The 12,250-nt window shown below is 73.0% G+C and carries 10 protein-coding genes; all 10 read right to left on the bottom strand.

Annotation, left to right across the window (positions count from 1 at the left end):
• Positions 1-105 precede the first annotated feature (105 nt).
• The 10 genes from ACZ7OY_RS33365 to ACZ7OY_RS33320 all read right to left on the bottom strand — a co-directional run bounded on the left by ACZ7OY_RS33365 (position 106) and on the right by ACZ7OY_RS33320 (position 12,194).
• Positions 106-1,251: a sugar phosphate isomerase/epimerase family protein gene (locus tag ACZ7OY_RS33365; protein ID WP_471914908.1), complete on the bottom strand. Its 1,146-nt coding sequence runs from the start codon at positions 1,249-1,251 to the stop codon at positions 106-108.
• A gap of 19 nt (positions 1,252-1,270) precedes the next feature.
• On the bottom strand, positions 1,271-2,662 hold the full coding sequence (locus ACZ7OY_RS33360; protein ID WP_471914907.1) for a nucleotide pyrophosphatase/phosphodiesterase family protein: 1,392 nt from the start codon (positions 2,660-2,662) through the stop codon (positions 1,271-1,273).
• Complete coding sequence (gene eboE / locus ACZ7OY_RS33355; protein WP_471914906.1) at positions 2,659-3,828, bottom strand: metabolite traffic protein EboE; 1,170 nt, start codon at positions 3,826-3,828, stop codon at positions 2,659-2,661. Before eboE ends, ACZ7OY_RS33360 begins: the two co-directional genes overlap by 4 nt.
• A gap of 3 nt (positions 3,829-3,831) precedes the next feature.
• Positions 3,832-4,680, bottom strand: a complete 849-nt coding sequence (locus ACZ7OY_RS33350; protein WP_471914905.1) for a TatD family hydrolase — start codon at positions 4,678-4,680, stop codon at positions 3,832-3,834.
• On the bottom strand, positions 4,680-5,321 hold the full coding sequence (locus tag ACZ7OY_RS33345) for an EboA domain-containing protein (protein ID WP_471914904.1): 642 nt from the start codon (positions 5,319-5,321) through the stop codon (positions 4,680-4,682). The genes ACZ7OY_RS33350 and ACZ7OY_RS33345 overlap by 1 nt, the downstream gene beginning before the upstream one ends.
• Before the next feature lie 58 nt (positions 5,322-5,379).
• A complete protein-coding gene (locus ACZ7OY_RS33340; protein ID WP_471914903.1) occupies positions 5,380-6,243 on the bottom strand; it encodes a sugar phosphate isomerase/epimerase family protein in 864 nt (287 codons plus the stop codon).
• Positions 6,240-7,160: an SCO3242 family prenyltransferase gene (locus ACZ7OY_RS33335; RefSeq protein ID WP_471914902.1), complete on the bottom strand. Its 921-nt coding sequence runs from the start codon at positions 7,158-7,160 to the stop codon at positions 6,240-6,242. Before ACZ7OY_RS33335 ends, ACZ7OY_RS33340 begins: the two co-directional genes overlap by 4 nt.
• Positions 7,157-8,278 (bottom strand): inositol-3-phosphate synthase, encoded by a 1,122-nt coding sequence (locus tag ACZ7OY_RS33330; RefSeq protein WP_471914901.1) that lies wholly within the window; start codon positions 8,276-8,278, stop codon positions 7,157-7,159. The genes ACZ7OY_RS33335 and ACZ7OY_RS33330 overlap by 4 nt, the downstream gene beginning before the upstream one ends.
• A gap of 86 nt (positions 8,279-8,364) precedes the next feature.
• Positions 8,365-9,693: a ThuA domain-containing protein gene (locus tag ACZ7OY_RS33325; RefSeq protein ID WP_471914900.1), complete on the bottom strand. Its 1,329-nt coding sequence runs from the start codon at positions 9,691-9,693 to the stop codon at positions 8,365-8,367.
• 14 nt (positions 9,694-9,707) lie between these two features.
• Positions 9,708-12,194: a PQQ-dependent sugar dehydrogenase gene (locus tag ACZ7OY_RS33320; RefSeq protein WP_471914899.1), complete on the bottom strand. Its 2,487-nt coding sequence runs from the start codon at positions 12,192-12,194 to the stop codon at positions 9,708-9,710.
• Between the last annotated feature and the right edge of the window lie 56 nt (positions 12,195-12,250).

The following is a 12,250-nucleotide window of genomic DNA, read 5'->3' as shown; positions in this document are numbered from 1 at the left end:
GCGCCCCTCCTCCGATCGGCGGTGCCCCTCGGTCCCGCAACGCGGGAGTGCCTCCCCGGTGGCTGCCGGGGAGGCACTCGTAGGCCGGCAGCGGCCGGTGAGGTCCTAGCGGCGCAGTGCCGCCAGGTTGCGGTAGCCGATGGCCGCGTGTTCCAGGGACTGCCCCGGGTTCGTGCTGCTCGGGGCGTTGTCCTGCTCGACCATCGGGTTGTGGTAGTTGCGGTGGCCGACGCGGGAGAAGAACGTCTTGTAGTCGATGACCCCGGTGCCGAACGGGACCATGTCGTAGCCCATGCCGTTCGTGGCGTTGACGACGCCGTCCTTGGCGTGGAACAGCGGGTAGCGCTTGTCGTGGCGGGTGACCAGGCCGGCCGGGTCGAAGATGTTCGTCCGGGTCGAGCCGTCGTGGGCGGTGTAGGTGCGGAACTTGTACTGGGCCACGTGCGCCCAGAAGATGTCCATCTCCAGCCAGACCGTCTTCGGGTCGGTGATGGACAGGAAGTACTCCAGCTTGCGGATGCCGGAGCTGCGGGTCGGCCTGCCCTGGGCGTCGAGCGGGCCGCCGTCGAGGAGGAAGCCGTAGGCCGCGTCGTGGTTGTGGGTGTACAGCTTCAGGCCGGCGCCGCGGGCGAGGGCGCCGAGGGCGTGCCACTTGTCGGCGGCCACGTCCCAGTCCGCCTTGTAGGCGCTGCTGGTGGGGTCGCCGCCGGTGCCCACATGGGCCATGCCGAGGATGTTGGCGATCTCCAGGTGCTTCTTGAAGGTGTCCAGGTCCGCGGTGGACAGCGGCCAGGAGCCGGGGATGAAGCCGTGGTTGCCCTGGGCGCGCAGTCCGTTGTCGTCGAGCCAGCGGCGCAGCTGCTTCGCGCCCTCGACGGACTCCAGACTCGCCCCGCCGGGCGCGTTGGCGTGCTGGCCGTAGCCCGCGAACTCGACCTGCTGGTAACCGAACCGGGCGAGCTGCTCGAACACCGCGCGGAAGCCGGACGGCAGCGTGCTGGTCTGCGGGTCGCGGCCGATGGCGTCACGGACGGTGTAGAGGATGATGCCGCGCCTGTCCGCGGGGACGAGAACCTGCCCCTTGCCGTTCTCGCCGCCCTTGTTCTCCGCCCCGGGTGCGGCGTGGACGGGGCCCGCGCCGAGGACCGGGGCGGCGATCGCGCCCGCCGCGACGGCGGTGCAGGTGCTCAGGAAGCTGCGGCGGCCGATGCCGAGGCTGCGGCGCAGCTGGTCGTCGGAGTGCTGGTTCATGTTCAACGGGTGCCTTCCTTCACAGGTGACCGGTACCGAGACCGGCGAGGTGGAGCAGGAGCGGTTTCACGTCGGTGGCCGCGAGGCGGTCGCCGACGGCGCGGGGGGTGGAGCACAGGAGGAGCGGACCGTCGTCGTCGCTCGTGGGGAGGCGGCCGTGGCTGCCCCGGACGGGTGTGGCGTCGAGGGGGACGACCGCCATGCGGTAGCGCAGGCCGAGCTTCTTGCGGGCGAGCGCGGTGGCCGCCTTGACCTTGACGTAGGGGTCGTGGGGGTCCATGAACAGCTCGACCGGGTCGTAGCCGGGTTTGCGGTGGATCTCCACGAGCTGCGCGAAGTCGGGGGCGCGGGCGTCGTCGAGCCAGTAGTAGTAGGTGAACCAGGCGTCGGGTTCGGCCACTGCGACCAGTTCGCCGGCCCGCGGGTGGTCCAGGTGGTGGGCCTTCTTGCCCTCGTCGTCGAGGAGTTGCTCGATGCCGGGCAGTCCGTCGAGGGCGGCGCGGGTGGCGGCCAGGTCCTCGGGGCGGCGGACGTAGACATGGGCGATCTGGTGGTCGGCGACGGCGAACGCGCGCGATGCCATCGGGTCGAGGTACTCCATGCCGTCCTGGGTGTGGACCTCCAGCAGGCCCGCGCGGCGCAGGGCGCGGTTGATGTCGACGGGCCTGCTGACCTTGGTGATGCCGTACTCGGACAGGGCGACGACGGTACGGCCCTGTGCGCGGGCGTCGTCGAGGAGCGGGGCCAGGGCGGCGTCGAGGTCGGTGGCGGCCTTGAGGGAGCGCGGGTCGTCGGGGCCGTAGCGCTGGAGGTCGTAGTCGAGGTGGGGGAGGTAGCACAGGGCGAGGTCGGGCGTGCGGGTGCGCAGGATGTGCCGGGTGGCGTCGATGATCCACTGGCTGGAGGTGAGGTCGGCGGCCGGACCCCAGAAGCGGAAGAGGGGGAACGTGCCCAGTTCTTCGGTGAGTTCGTCGTGCAGGGCGGCGGGTCTGGTGTAGCAGTCGGGTTCCTTGCGGCCGTCGGCGTAGTAGACGGGGCGCGGGGTGACGATGATGTCGGTGTCGGCGCCCATGGCGTACCACCAGCAGATGTTGGCGACCGTGTAGCCGGGGTGGGCGCGGCGGGCCGCGTCCCAGATCTTGTCGCCGGCGACGAGCCCGTTGTGCTGGCGCCAGAGGAGTACGTCGCCGAGTTCACGGAAGTACCAGCCGTTGCCCACGATGCCGTGCTCGGCGGGGAGCGTGCCGGTGAGGAAGGTGGACTGGGCGGCGCAGGTGACGGCGGGCAGGACGGTGCCGAGGTGTGCCCGGGAGCCGTTGTCGGCGAGTTCCCTGAGGTGGGGCATGTGGGCGAGGAGGCGGGGGGTGAGGCCGACGACGTCGAGGACCAGCAGCGGGGTGGGTGCGGTCACGGCTGCTCCTTCAGTCCGAGGTCGGTCAGCAGGTCGCGGGCCAGGGCGAGTTCGGCGGCGATGCCGTCGGCGAGCCCGTCGCGGTCCCGGGGGCGCAGGCCGGGCGGGAGTGCCTGCCAGGTGTACGTCTCGACCTCCAGGTGCCTGGTGAGGGGGCGCGGTCCGCCGACGAGGCGGGTGAGGGCGGTGCGCAGTTCCGGGTGCGTGGCGGTGAGGGGGCCGTCGGGTTCGGCGTGCAGCGGGACGTGGAAGTGGGCGCGCCACGGCGTGTTCGCGGGGAGCGTGTCGCCGGCGAGGGCTTCGGGGAGGTCGTCGGTGCCGTGCAGCCCGGCGGCGGTGCGGATGCGGGTCTGGTGCAGGAAGCGGGGTTCGGCGAACTCGGCCAGGGCGTCGCGTACTTGGGGGCGGTCGGGGTGTTCGGCGTGCAGGGCGGCCGACAGTTGCGCCTTGACGACGGGGATGTGTGCGGCGGCGAGGTCGTCGAGTGCGGTGCGCGGGTCCTCGAAGGAGGTCGCGAGGTGGCAGGTGTCGACGCAGACGCCGACGCGGGGGTGGGCGACGGCGGTGAGCGGGGCCAGGGCGTCGTGGGTGGTCTCCACGGTGCAGCCGGGTTCGGGTTCCAGGCCGACGCGGATGGAGCGGCCGGTGAGTTCGGCCAGGGCGTCGAGGCGGGTGCCGAGGGTGCGCAGGGCCTTGTGGCCGGTGCGGGCGCGGTCGGCGCTCCAGCCGGTGCGCCAGCCGAGCGGCAGGGTGGAGATGCTGCCCTCGGTGACGTCGTCGGGCAGCAGCGCGCCGAGGATCCGGGCCAGCGCGGTGGTGTGTTCGAGGCGCTCGGGGTCGGCCCAGTCGGGCTTGTACACACGGTACTTGACCTCGTCGGCGCCGAATCCCTCGTACGGGAAGCCGTTGAGGGTGACGACCTCCAGGCCCCGCCGGTCGAGTTCGCCGCGCAGGGTGCTCAGCGCGGCCGGGTCGGTGTCCAGGGCGCGGGCGGCGTCCCGGGCGAGCCACAGGCCGATCCCGAGGCGGTCGCGGCCGAGCCGGCGGCGCACCGGTTCGCAGTGGTCGCGCAGTTGGGCGAGGACGCCGTCGACGGTCTCGGCGGGGTGGACGTTGGTGCAGTAGGCGAGGTGGACGGTCGTACCGTCGGGGTGGGTGAAGCGCATCGCTCACTCCCCGCCGCGGGCGAGGGAGTTGCCCTCGTGGGTGGCTTCGGGCTGCGCGATGTCCAGGTTCAGCCGGCCGCTGAGTCCGTAGAAGGCGACCGGGTTGCGCCACAGCACCAGGTCGACGTCGTCCTCGGTGAATCCCTCGGCCAGCATCAGGTCGGCCACCGCGCGGGTCTTCAGCGGGTCGCTGCGGCCCCAGTCGGCGGCGGAGTTGACGAGCACCTTCTCGGGTCCGTGGGTGCGCAGGATCTCCACCATGCGCCGCTCGTCCATCTTGGTGTCGGGGTAGACGGAGAAGCCCAGCCAGCAGCCGCTGTCCTTGGCCTCCTTGACGGTCGTCTCGTTGAGGTGGTCGACCAGGACCCGGTCCAGGGGCAGGGCGGACTCGCGCACGACGTCGAGGGTGCGGCGCAGGCCCGCGAGCTTGTCGCGGTGCGGGGTGTGCACGAGGGCGGGCAGACCGTGGTCGGCGGCGAGCTGGAGCTGTGTGGCCAGGGCCTTGTCCTCGGCGGGGGTCATGGAGTCGTAGCCGATCTCGCCCACCGCGACGACCTGGTCCTTGACGAGGTAGCGGGGCAGTTCGTCCAGGACGGGCGTGCAGCGCGGGTCGTTGGCCTCCTTGGGGTTGAGGGCGAGGGTGCAGTGGTGGGCGATGCCGTACTGGGCGGCGCGGAACGGCTCCCAGCCGAGCAGGGAGTCGAAGTAGTCGAGGAAGGAGGCGGGTGAGGTGCGGGGCTGGCCGAGCCAGAACGCGGGTTCCACCAGCGCGCGGATGCCGGCGGCCCGCATGGCCTCGTAGTCGTCGGTGGTCCGGGAGGTCATGTGGATGTGGGGGTCGAACAGACGCATCAGGACTCCTTGCGGCTCGGTGCGGTGGCCAGGGCCAGCACCCGGTGCAGACCGGCGGGGACGGGGCGGTCGGCGGCGGTGCGCTCGGCGGCGAAGTCGGAAAGCATCCGGGCGAGTTCGGCGTCGGCGTGGGCGCGCTCGTCGAGGGCGGCGACCGCGTCGACGGGAACGCCGGTGAACAGGCACTTGAGGACGGCGTGCCGCCAGGCGTGGGTGTCCAGGTGGCGGGCCGCGTAGGGGCCGACGGCGGCGGCGATCAGCCGGGTGTCGTTGGTGCGCAGGGCGTCCTCGGTGAGCGGCAGCGCGTCCGGGCCCGGCACGAGGTGGGGCAGGGCGAGCAGCACGGCCCGGCGTTCGTCGGCCGTGCCCTGCCGGTAGACGCGGGTGAGGGCGGCGGTGTCGGCGCGGGCGGCGTGCAGGATCAGGACGCGCGCGGCGTCGGCGTGCCGGCTGCCGCAGCGGCGCCCGGCCTCCGCGAGCCGCAGTTCCCAGGCGCTGATCGGTCCGTGTCCGCCCGGGTGTTCGGCGGCTTCGGCCAGGGCTTGGCAGTACCACCGACGGGCGGCCGGATCGAGGTGCGTGTCGAGGTGTTCGCGCAGGGCGCCGAGGGAGGGCGCCGCTGCGACGGCGGTGTGGGTCACGGAGTGCTCCTTTGCGTCCTGGGCGGGTGGCCGGCCGCGCGATCCCGGTGGAGTGAGGTCACGGCGCGCTCGCGGGCGGGGTGCCGGCGGCGCGGCGCAGGAACGGCAGCGAGGTGGTGGCGTGGTGGGGGCCGGCGTGGGAGTGGCGGGGCAGTTCCACGACCGTCAGGCCCTGGTAGCCGCTGGTGTCGAGGGCCGCGAGGACGGACGGGAAGTCGATCTCGCCCTCACCGAACGGGAGATGGTCGTGGACGCCGCGCCGCATGTCCTCGATCTGGACGTGCCGCAGCCAGGGCGCGGCGGCGCGTACGCAGTCCTGGGGCGGCAGGGGCTCCAGGCACTGGCAGTGGCCGATGTCGAGGGTGAGGCCCAGGGCGGGCGGGTCGCCGAGCAGGCCGCGCAGGTGGTGGAAGTCGGCGAGGGTGGCGAGGAGGTGGCCGGGCTCGGGTTCGACGGCGAGGGGGATGCCGGCGGCGTCCGCGGCCTCCAGCACGGGCGTCAGGGAGGCCGCGAGCCGCTGCCATGCCGTACCGGGTTCCGCCACGGTTGGCGGAACGATTCCGCTGAAGCAGTGCACGGCCCGTGCCCCGAGGTCCGCCGCCACCCGCACCGCCCGCAGCAGCAGGTCTGTGCGGCGCGCGCGCTCCTGCGGGTCCGGGTCGAGGAGGGACGGCCCGTGCTTGCGGCGCGGGTCGAGGACGTAGCGGGCCCCGGTCTCCACGGTGACATCCAGGCCGAGACCGGCCAGCCGCTTCGCGACCCGGCGGGTGCGCTCGGCGAGGTGCGGGGCCAGCGGGTCGAGGTGCATGTGGTCGAGGGTCAGGCCGACGCCGTCGTAGCCGAGGTCGGCGAGCAGCGCGAGGGCGTCGTCGAGCCGCAGGTCGGTGAGGCCGTTGGTGCCGTACCCAAAGCGCAGGGTCATGTCACGCTCACCTTTCTCGACAGCCGGGCCGCCAGCGGGGCGAGCGCGGCGGTGCACAGCGCGGCGACGGGCGCGCCGGCGCGGGCGCAGAGGGCGGCCTGGAGGGGGATGGTGGCGCGGATGCCGCCGCCGACGGCCTTCTGGGTGAGCTGGGGCGAGGGGTTGAGGGCTGCGTGCAGGTAGGGGCGGGCGGCCAGGGCGGTGTAGGCGGCGGTGAGCGCGGTGCCCAGCGCTCGCGGGGCCGTGCCCTCGGCGGTGCTGCCCGGCGGGCCGGGGGTGGGTGCGGCACCCCGGTCCGCCGGGGGTCGCCGGGCGAGCAGCACTGCGAGGGCGCCCGCCGTGGTCAGGGCGGCGAGCGGGGGCAGTACCGCTCCCCCGGTGGTCTCGTGCCGGGAGACCGTGGTGAGGGCCAGGGTGTGGGTGCTCAGCAGCGCGGCGGAGGGCAGGGCCCGGCGCACCGTGTCCCGCTGCGGTCCGGTGGCCGCCGCGCCGAGCAGCAGGTCGAGTCCGCGGGCCGCCGCCATCGCCGCGGGACCGGCCGCGGTGCGCTTGAGGCCCAGGTCGTACGCCCATACGGTGGCCGCGAGCGAGGCCGCGACGGCGAGGGCGGGGCGGCCGGCGCGGGCGGCGAGTGCCAGGCCGGCCGCGGTGAGCGCACCGGCCGCGGTGAGGGCGGCCGCGGGCTTGATGCGGCCGGAGGGCAGGGGCCGGTGCGGGCGCTCGGCGGCGTCCTCCTCGCGGTCGGCCCAGTCGTTGAGCGCCATGCCGGCCTCGTAGAGGCACAGCGAGCAGCCCGCCGCCAGCAGGGTGCGCCGTCCGGGCCGTCCCGGCGCGGCCGCCGCCCCGGCGAGCACATCGCCGGGTACGGTGAACAGCGCGGGCAGGCGCAGCAGTTCGGCCCAGGCGCGGGCACTCACACGGCCTCCCGCAGCCGCTGTCCGAACCGTACGAGCGCCGCGTACTGCTCCCCGAGCGCCGAAGGCGCCTGCCCCACCGGGTCCTTGAAGTAGAAGCCGAGGCCGGTCAGCGGTCCCCGGATGCCCGACTCGTGGGCGCGCAGGGTCAGTCGGGCCAGGTCCAGGACCAGGGGCGCCGCCAGGGCCGAGTCGCAGCCCTGCCAGATGGTCTGAAGGATCATGCGGGTGCCGAGGAAGCCGTCGAAGGCGATGTGGTCCCAGGCGGTCTTCCAGTCGCCGAGCGCCGGTACGTCGTCGATGTGCACCTCGCCCTGCGGGCTGCCGCCGAGGGTGTCGGCCAGGACGCGTTCCTTGCCGGCGTTCTTGGCGGCGGCGGCCGCCGGGTCCGCCAGCGCCGCGCCGTCGCCGCCGCCGAGCAGGTTGGTGCCGGACCAGGCGCGCACGTCCAGCGCCCGCTGCGCGAACATCGGTCCGAGGACCGAGCGCAGCAGGGTCTGTCCGGTCTTGCCGTCCCGCCCGGCGTACGGCGCACCGGCGGTCGCGGCCACCGCGGCCAGCGCCGGGTGGTGCAGTCCCGTCGAGGGGGTGAAGTTGACGTAGCCGCAGCCGGCGCGCAGGGCCGCCGCCGCGTACAGCGAGCTCGGCGGCAGGGCCGCGCCGTCGGCGGCAGGTTCGGTGGAGGCCACGTTGACCACGACGGCGCGCTCCAGCCGTCCGCGCCGTACGAAGTCCTGGATGTCGGCGGTGAAGGCGGCGATCAGCCGCTCGGCGCTGCGGGAGTCACCCGGGGCCGGGCCGCCCGGCCTTATCTCCGCGTCGGCCGCGGCGAGTTCGGCCGCCACCGCGGCCGGCAGTCCGTGCGGCAGGACACCGTCCGCGGCCAGTTCCTCCGCCCGTTTGGGCAGCGGGCAGTCCGTCGTGTCGTGGCCGCCGAAGACGAGGGACGCGAGGGACGGCAGCCCGCTGTCGGCGAACGGCGGCGTCTCGGTGACCATACCGGTGGGCGGGTGCAGGCCCGCCGCCACGGCGGCGCAGCCGGCCACGGCGGTGGTGGCGACGGAGCCGCGGGCACCGATCAGCCACACTCCCACGCGGGTGCGGGGAAGGGACGCGGACATGGGCAGCCTCCTTGACGGGCGCGGACCCCTGGTGGGTGAGGAAAAAGACGGCGGGCGGGGGTCCGGCGTCCCCCGCCCGCCGCCGCTCAGCTGCCCTTGACGGGCAGGTCCTTGATCCGGATGTTGCGGAACGACACGTCGTCACCGGCTCCGTGGTTCTGGATGCCGATGTGTCCGTCGCGCAGGCTCCGGGCCGGATCGGTGTTGGTGAAATCGTTGATCTTCACGCCGTTGAGCCAGACGCGCAGTCGTTCGCCCTGCACGCGGATCTCGTACGTGTTCCACTCCCCCGGCGGATTCAGCGCACGGTCGCGCTTCTTCACATCGGCGGACCGGAAGCCGTAGACGGAGCCCGTGGTCTTCTCGGGCACGTCGGTGGCGTCGATCTGGATCTCGTAACCGTTGTCGACCGCCGACCAGGGGTCGTCCGAGGGCGGGAAGCCCACGAACACACCCGAGTTGTCGTCGCCGGCCGCCTTCCAGTCGAGCTTCAGCGAGTACGAGCCGAAGCTCCGCGGGGTGTACCAGAGCAGTCCCAGGCCGCCGTCCGACGTGAGCGTGCCGTCGTCGGAGCGGGTGAAGCCGCCCGGGCCCGCCTGTCGCCAGCCGTCCAGGGAGCTGCCGTCGAAGAGCGGCCGGTAGCCGTTCTCGGGCCGGCAGTCGGCCTGGACGTCGCCGATGACCCACCGGATGCCGCCCAGCAGGTGCTGCCGGAAGGCGGGGTCGGCGTAGGACTCCTTGGTGTGGCCGCCGCCGGTGTAGAAGGCGCGGCCGCCCTGGTAGTCCTGGCACCATGCGATGGGATGGTCGCCGTTCATGGTGCCGCCGGTGTACGACGTCTCGTCCAGGGAGGCCAGGACGTGGGCGTGCTCGCGCGGGTTCGAGCGGTAGTTGTACCACTCGTCCGTGCGCTCCCAGGTCCGTCCCAGGTGCGAGGTCGCCGGGTGGGCGCGGTCCTCCACGTTCACCGTGGCCGGCTGGATCGCCGGGTGGTTCTGGAAGTACGCGCCCGCCAGGCCGCCGTAGAACGCCCAGTCGTACTCGGTGTCGGCGGCCGAGTGGACACCGACATAGCCTCCGCCGTGCCGGATGTATCCCTCGAACGCGTCCTGCTGGGCGGCGTCGAGGACGTCACCGGTGGTCGACATGAAGACCACGGCGTCGTAGCGGCGCAGGTTCTTGCCGGTGAAGGCGCCGGCGTCCTCGGTGGCGTCGACGGTGAAGCCGTTGGCCCGGCCGAGCTGCTCGACGGCGGCGATGCCCTCGGGGATGGAGTCGTGCCGGAAGCCCGCGGTCTTGGAGAAGACCAGGACGTGCTTGGTGTGGGCCGGGTCCGACACGGCGGGTGCGGCCATGCAGCCGAGGAGCAGGGCGGCACCGAGCGCCGCGGTGGTGGTTCTGGCCGTCGCTCTCATGGTGTCGCCTCCTCTCAGCCGGTGGTGAAGGTGAAGTCGTCGAGCTCGTACAGGGATCCGCTGCCGCCCTTGAAGACCAGGCAGAGGGTGGTCGTGCCGCGCGGTGCCCGGGACAGGTCGGCGGAGACGTCCTGGTAGGTGTCCCAGCCGCCGGTCACCGGCACGGTGGCCTTGCCCAGCAGGGTGCCGGTCGCGGACCCGGCGCGGACCTCCAGGGTGCCGCCGGCGCCTGCGGAGGCGACCCGCGCGGTGATCTTCTTGGCGTTCGACAGGGCGTACGGGGTGAAGGCGATCCAGTCGCCGTTGCCGATGTCGCCGACGGTCCTGGCACCGTGGGCGCCGGTGCGGTCGGTCACCGTGACACCGGAGGAGGTGCTGAAGTGCTCGGCCTGGCGGTGCCGGGGCTGAAGGACGCTGCGGGCGTGCGTGGTGAGCGCCTCCTGGCCGCCGCCTCCGTTGTCGGTGTACTGGGCGTCGAGGACACCGAAGATGTTGGCGTCCTCGTCGTGCCCGCCGTCCGCGCTGGTCTGGATGGTGCCGGAGCAGCCCTGCGCGGAGGTCAGCGGGTGGCCGTGGGTGTCGTGGCCGAGGATGAAGTTGACGGTGACCTTGGAGCAGTCGATTGCCTTGCCGTCCTCGGGGTCGGTCACCTTCACCTTGAACGGAATGGCGTCGCCGAAGCTGAACAGCTGGCCGTCCTGCGGGAGTTGCAGGGTGACGGTGGGCGCGGTGTTGCCGACGACCACCTGGACGCCCGCGCTGCCGGTGCGGCCGGTGGTGTCCTTCGCGGTCACCGTGGCGGTGTAGGTGCCGTTCTTCTTGTACTTGTGCGTCGGGCCGGCCCCGGACGCGGTTGCGCCGTCGCCGAAGTCCCAGCTGTAGGTGAGCGCGTCGCCGTCCTGGTCGCTGGAGCCGGCCGTGGAGAAGGCCACCTTCAGCGGGGCCTGTCCGGAGGTGCGGTCCGCCGTCGCCTGGGCCACCGGGGAGTGCCCGTCGGTGGCGTTCTCGATGCGGTACAGGCCCGAGTGGTCGTCGCCGCCGAACCAGGCGGTGCCGTAGTCGAGCACGTAGAGGGCGCCGTCGGGGCCGAAGGCCATGTCCATCACCTGGGTTCCGCTCCAGGGGATGTCGTTGATCGACTGGACCTTGCCGTCGGCGTCGCTGGTGATCCGCTTGATCCAGCGGCGGCCGAACTCACCGGCGAAGAAGTCGCCGTCGTAGGCCGCGGGGAACTTCACGGGCGAGTCGAGGGCGGCGTCGTAGTGGTAGACCGGGCCGCCCATCGGGGACTCCGAACCGGTGCCGAACTCGGGCACGGACGCGCCGTCGTAGGGGATCCAGGCCGGCTGCGCCGGGGGCAGGTCCGTCAGACCGGTGTTGTGCGGCGAGTCGTTCTTCGGCGCGGAGCAGTCGAACCTGGCGCCGGAGGTCTTCGTCGCGAAGTCGTAGTCGACGAACGCGTCGTTGGCGCCGGTGCAGTACGGCCAGCCGAAGTTGCCCGCCTCGGTCACCCGGGCGAACTCGACCTGGCCGGCCGGGCCGCGGGCGGGGTCGGCCGCGCCGGCGTCGGGGCCGTAGTCGCCGACGTAGACGATGCCGGTCTTCTTGTCGACGCTGAAGCGGAACGGGTTACGGAAGCCCATGGCGTAGATCTCGGGCCGCGTCCTGTCCGTGCCGGGCGGGAAGAGATTGCCGTCGGGGACGGTGTAGGAGCCATCGGCGCCGACCTTGATACGCAGGATCTTGCCGCGCAGGTCGTTGGTGTTGCCCGCGGTGCGCTGGGCGTCGAAGCCGGGGTTGCGGTCGGCGCGCTCGTCCAGCGGGCTGTAGCCGTCGGACTGGAAGGGGTTGGAGTCGTCGCCCGTCGACAGGTACAGGTTGCCGGCCGCGTCGAAGTCGATGTCACCGCCGACGTGGCAGCACAGGCCGCGCGTGGTGGAGACGTCGAGGACCTTCTTCTCGCTGGCCTTGTCGAGGGTGCCGTCGGCGTTCAGCACGAAGCGCGAGAGCCGGTTGACGCCGTCGAAGGGCGCGAAGTCGGCGGCGGTGCCGGTCTCCGGGGCGTCGCCCGCCGGGGTGTTCAACGGCGGTGCGTAGTAGAGGTAGATGGCGCGGTTGTGGACGAAGTCCGGGTCGACGCCGACGCCTTGCAGGCCCTCCTCGTCGTGGGAGTAGACGTCGAGCTTCCCGGCGAGGCGGGTGTTCCCGGCGGCGTCCGTCAGCCGCAGTTCACCGTCGCGGGAGGTGTGCAGGACCGAGCGGTCCGGCAGGACGGCGAGCGACATCGGTTCGCCGACCTCCGCCTCGCCCTTGGCGAGGGTGACCTGCTGGAAGTCCTCCGTCGGCGCGGCCGCTTCCTGACCGGTGACGGCAGCGCCGGCCTGGGGGGTGGTCAGGGTGAGAGTCGCTCCCGCGAGCAGCGCTCCGCTGAGCAGGGCGAGCGACTTGCGCAGACGTGTTCTGCGGTTCGCGTGGCGGGTGGTGGGGTCGTTCCCGTGCACGAATGGCCTCCAGATCGGGGCTGGTTGTACGGGTGGGTGCGTACGCCGGGATGCGC

The sequence above is a fragment of the Streptomyces sp. NPDC107559 genome, assembly GCF_055657365.1.
This window is presented reverse-complemented; position numbering and strand designations above follow the sequence as displayed.

Excerpts from the sequence above, each read along its gene's own strand:
- ACZ7OY_RS33365 (WP_471914908.1), bottom strand. The coding sequence starts at position 1,251 with ATGAACCAGCACTCCGACGACCAGCTGCGCCGCAGCCTCGGCATCGGC.
- eboE (WP_471914906.1), bottom strand. The coding sequence starts at position 3,828 with ATGCGCTTCACCCACCCCGACGGTACGACCGTCCACCTCGCCTACTGC.
- ACZ7OY_RS33350 (WP_471914905.1), bottom strand. The coding sequence starts at position 4,680 with ATGCGTCTGTTCGACCCCCACATCCACATGACCTCCCGGACCACCGAC.
- ACZ7OY_RS33340 (WP_471914903.1), bottom strand. The coding sequence starts at position 6,243 with ATGACCCTGCGCTTTGGGTACGGCACCAACGGCCTCACCGACCTGCGG.
- ACZ7OY_RS33330 (WP_471914901.1), bottom strand. The coding sequence starts at position 8,278 with ATGTCCGCGTCCCTTCCCCGCACCCGCGTGGGAGTGTGGCTGATCGGT.
- ACZ7OY_RS33325 (WP_471914900.1), bottom strand. The coding sequence starts at position 9,693 with ATGAGAGCGACGGCCAGAACCACCACCGCGGCGCTCGGTGCCGCCCTG.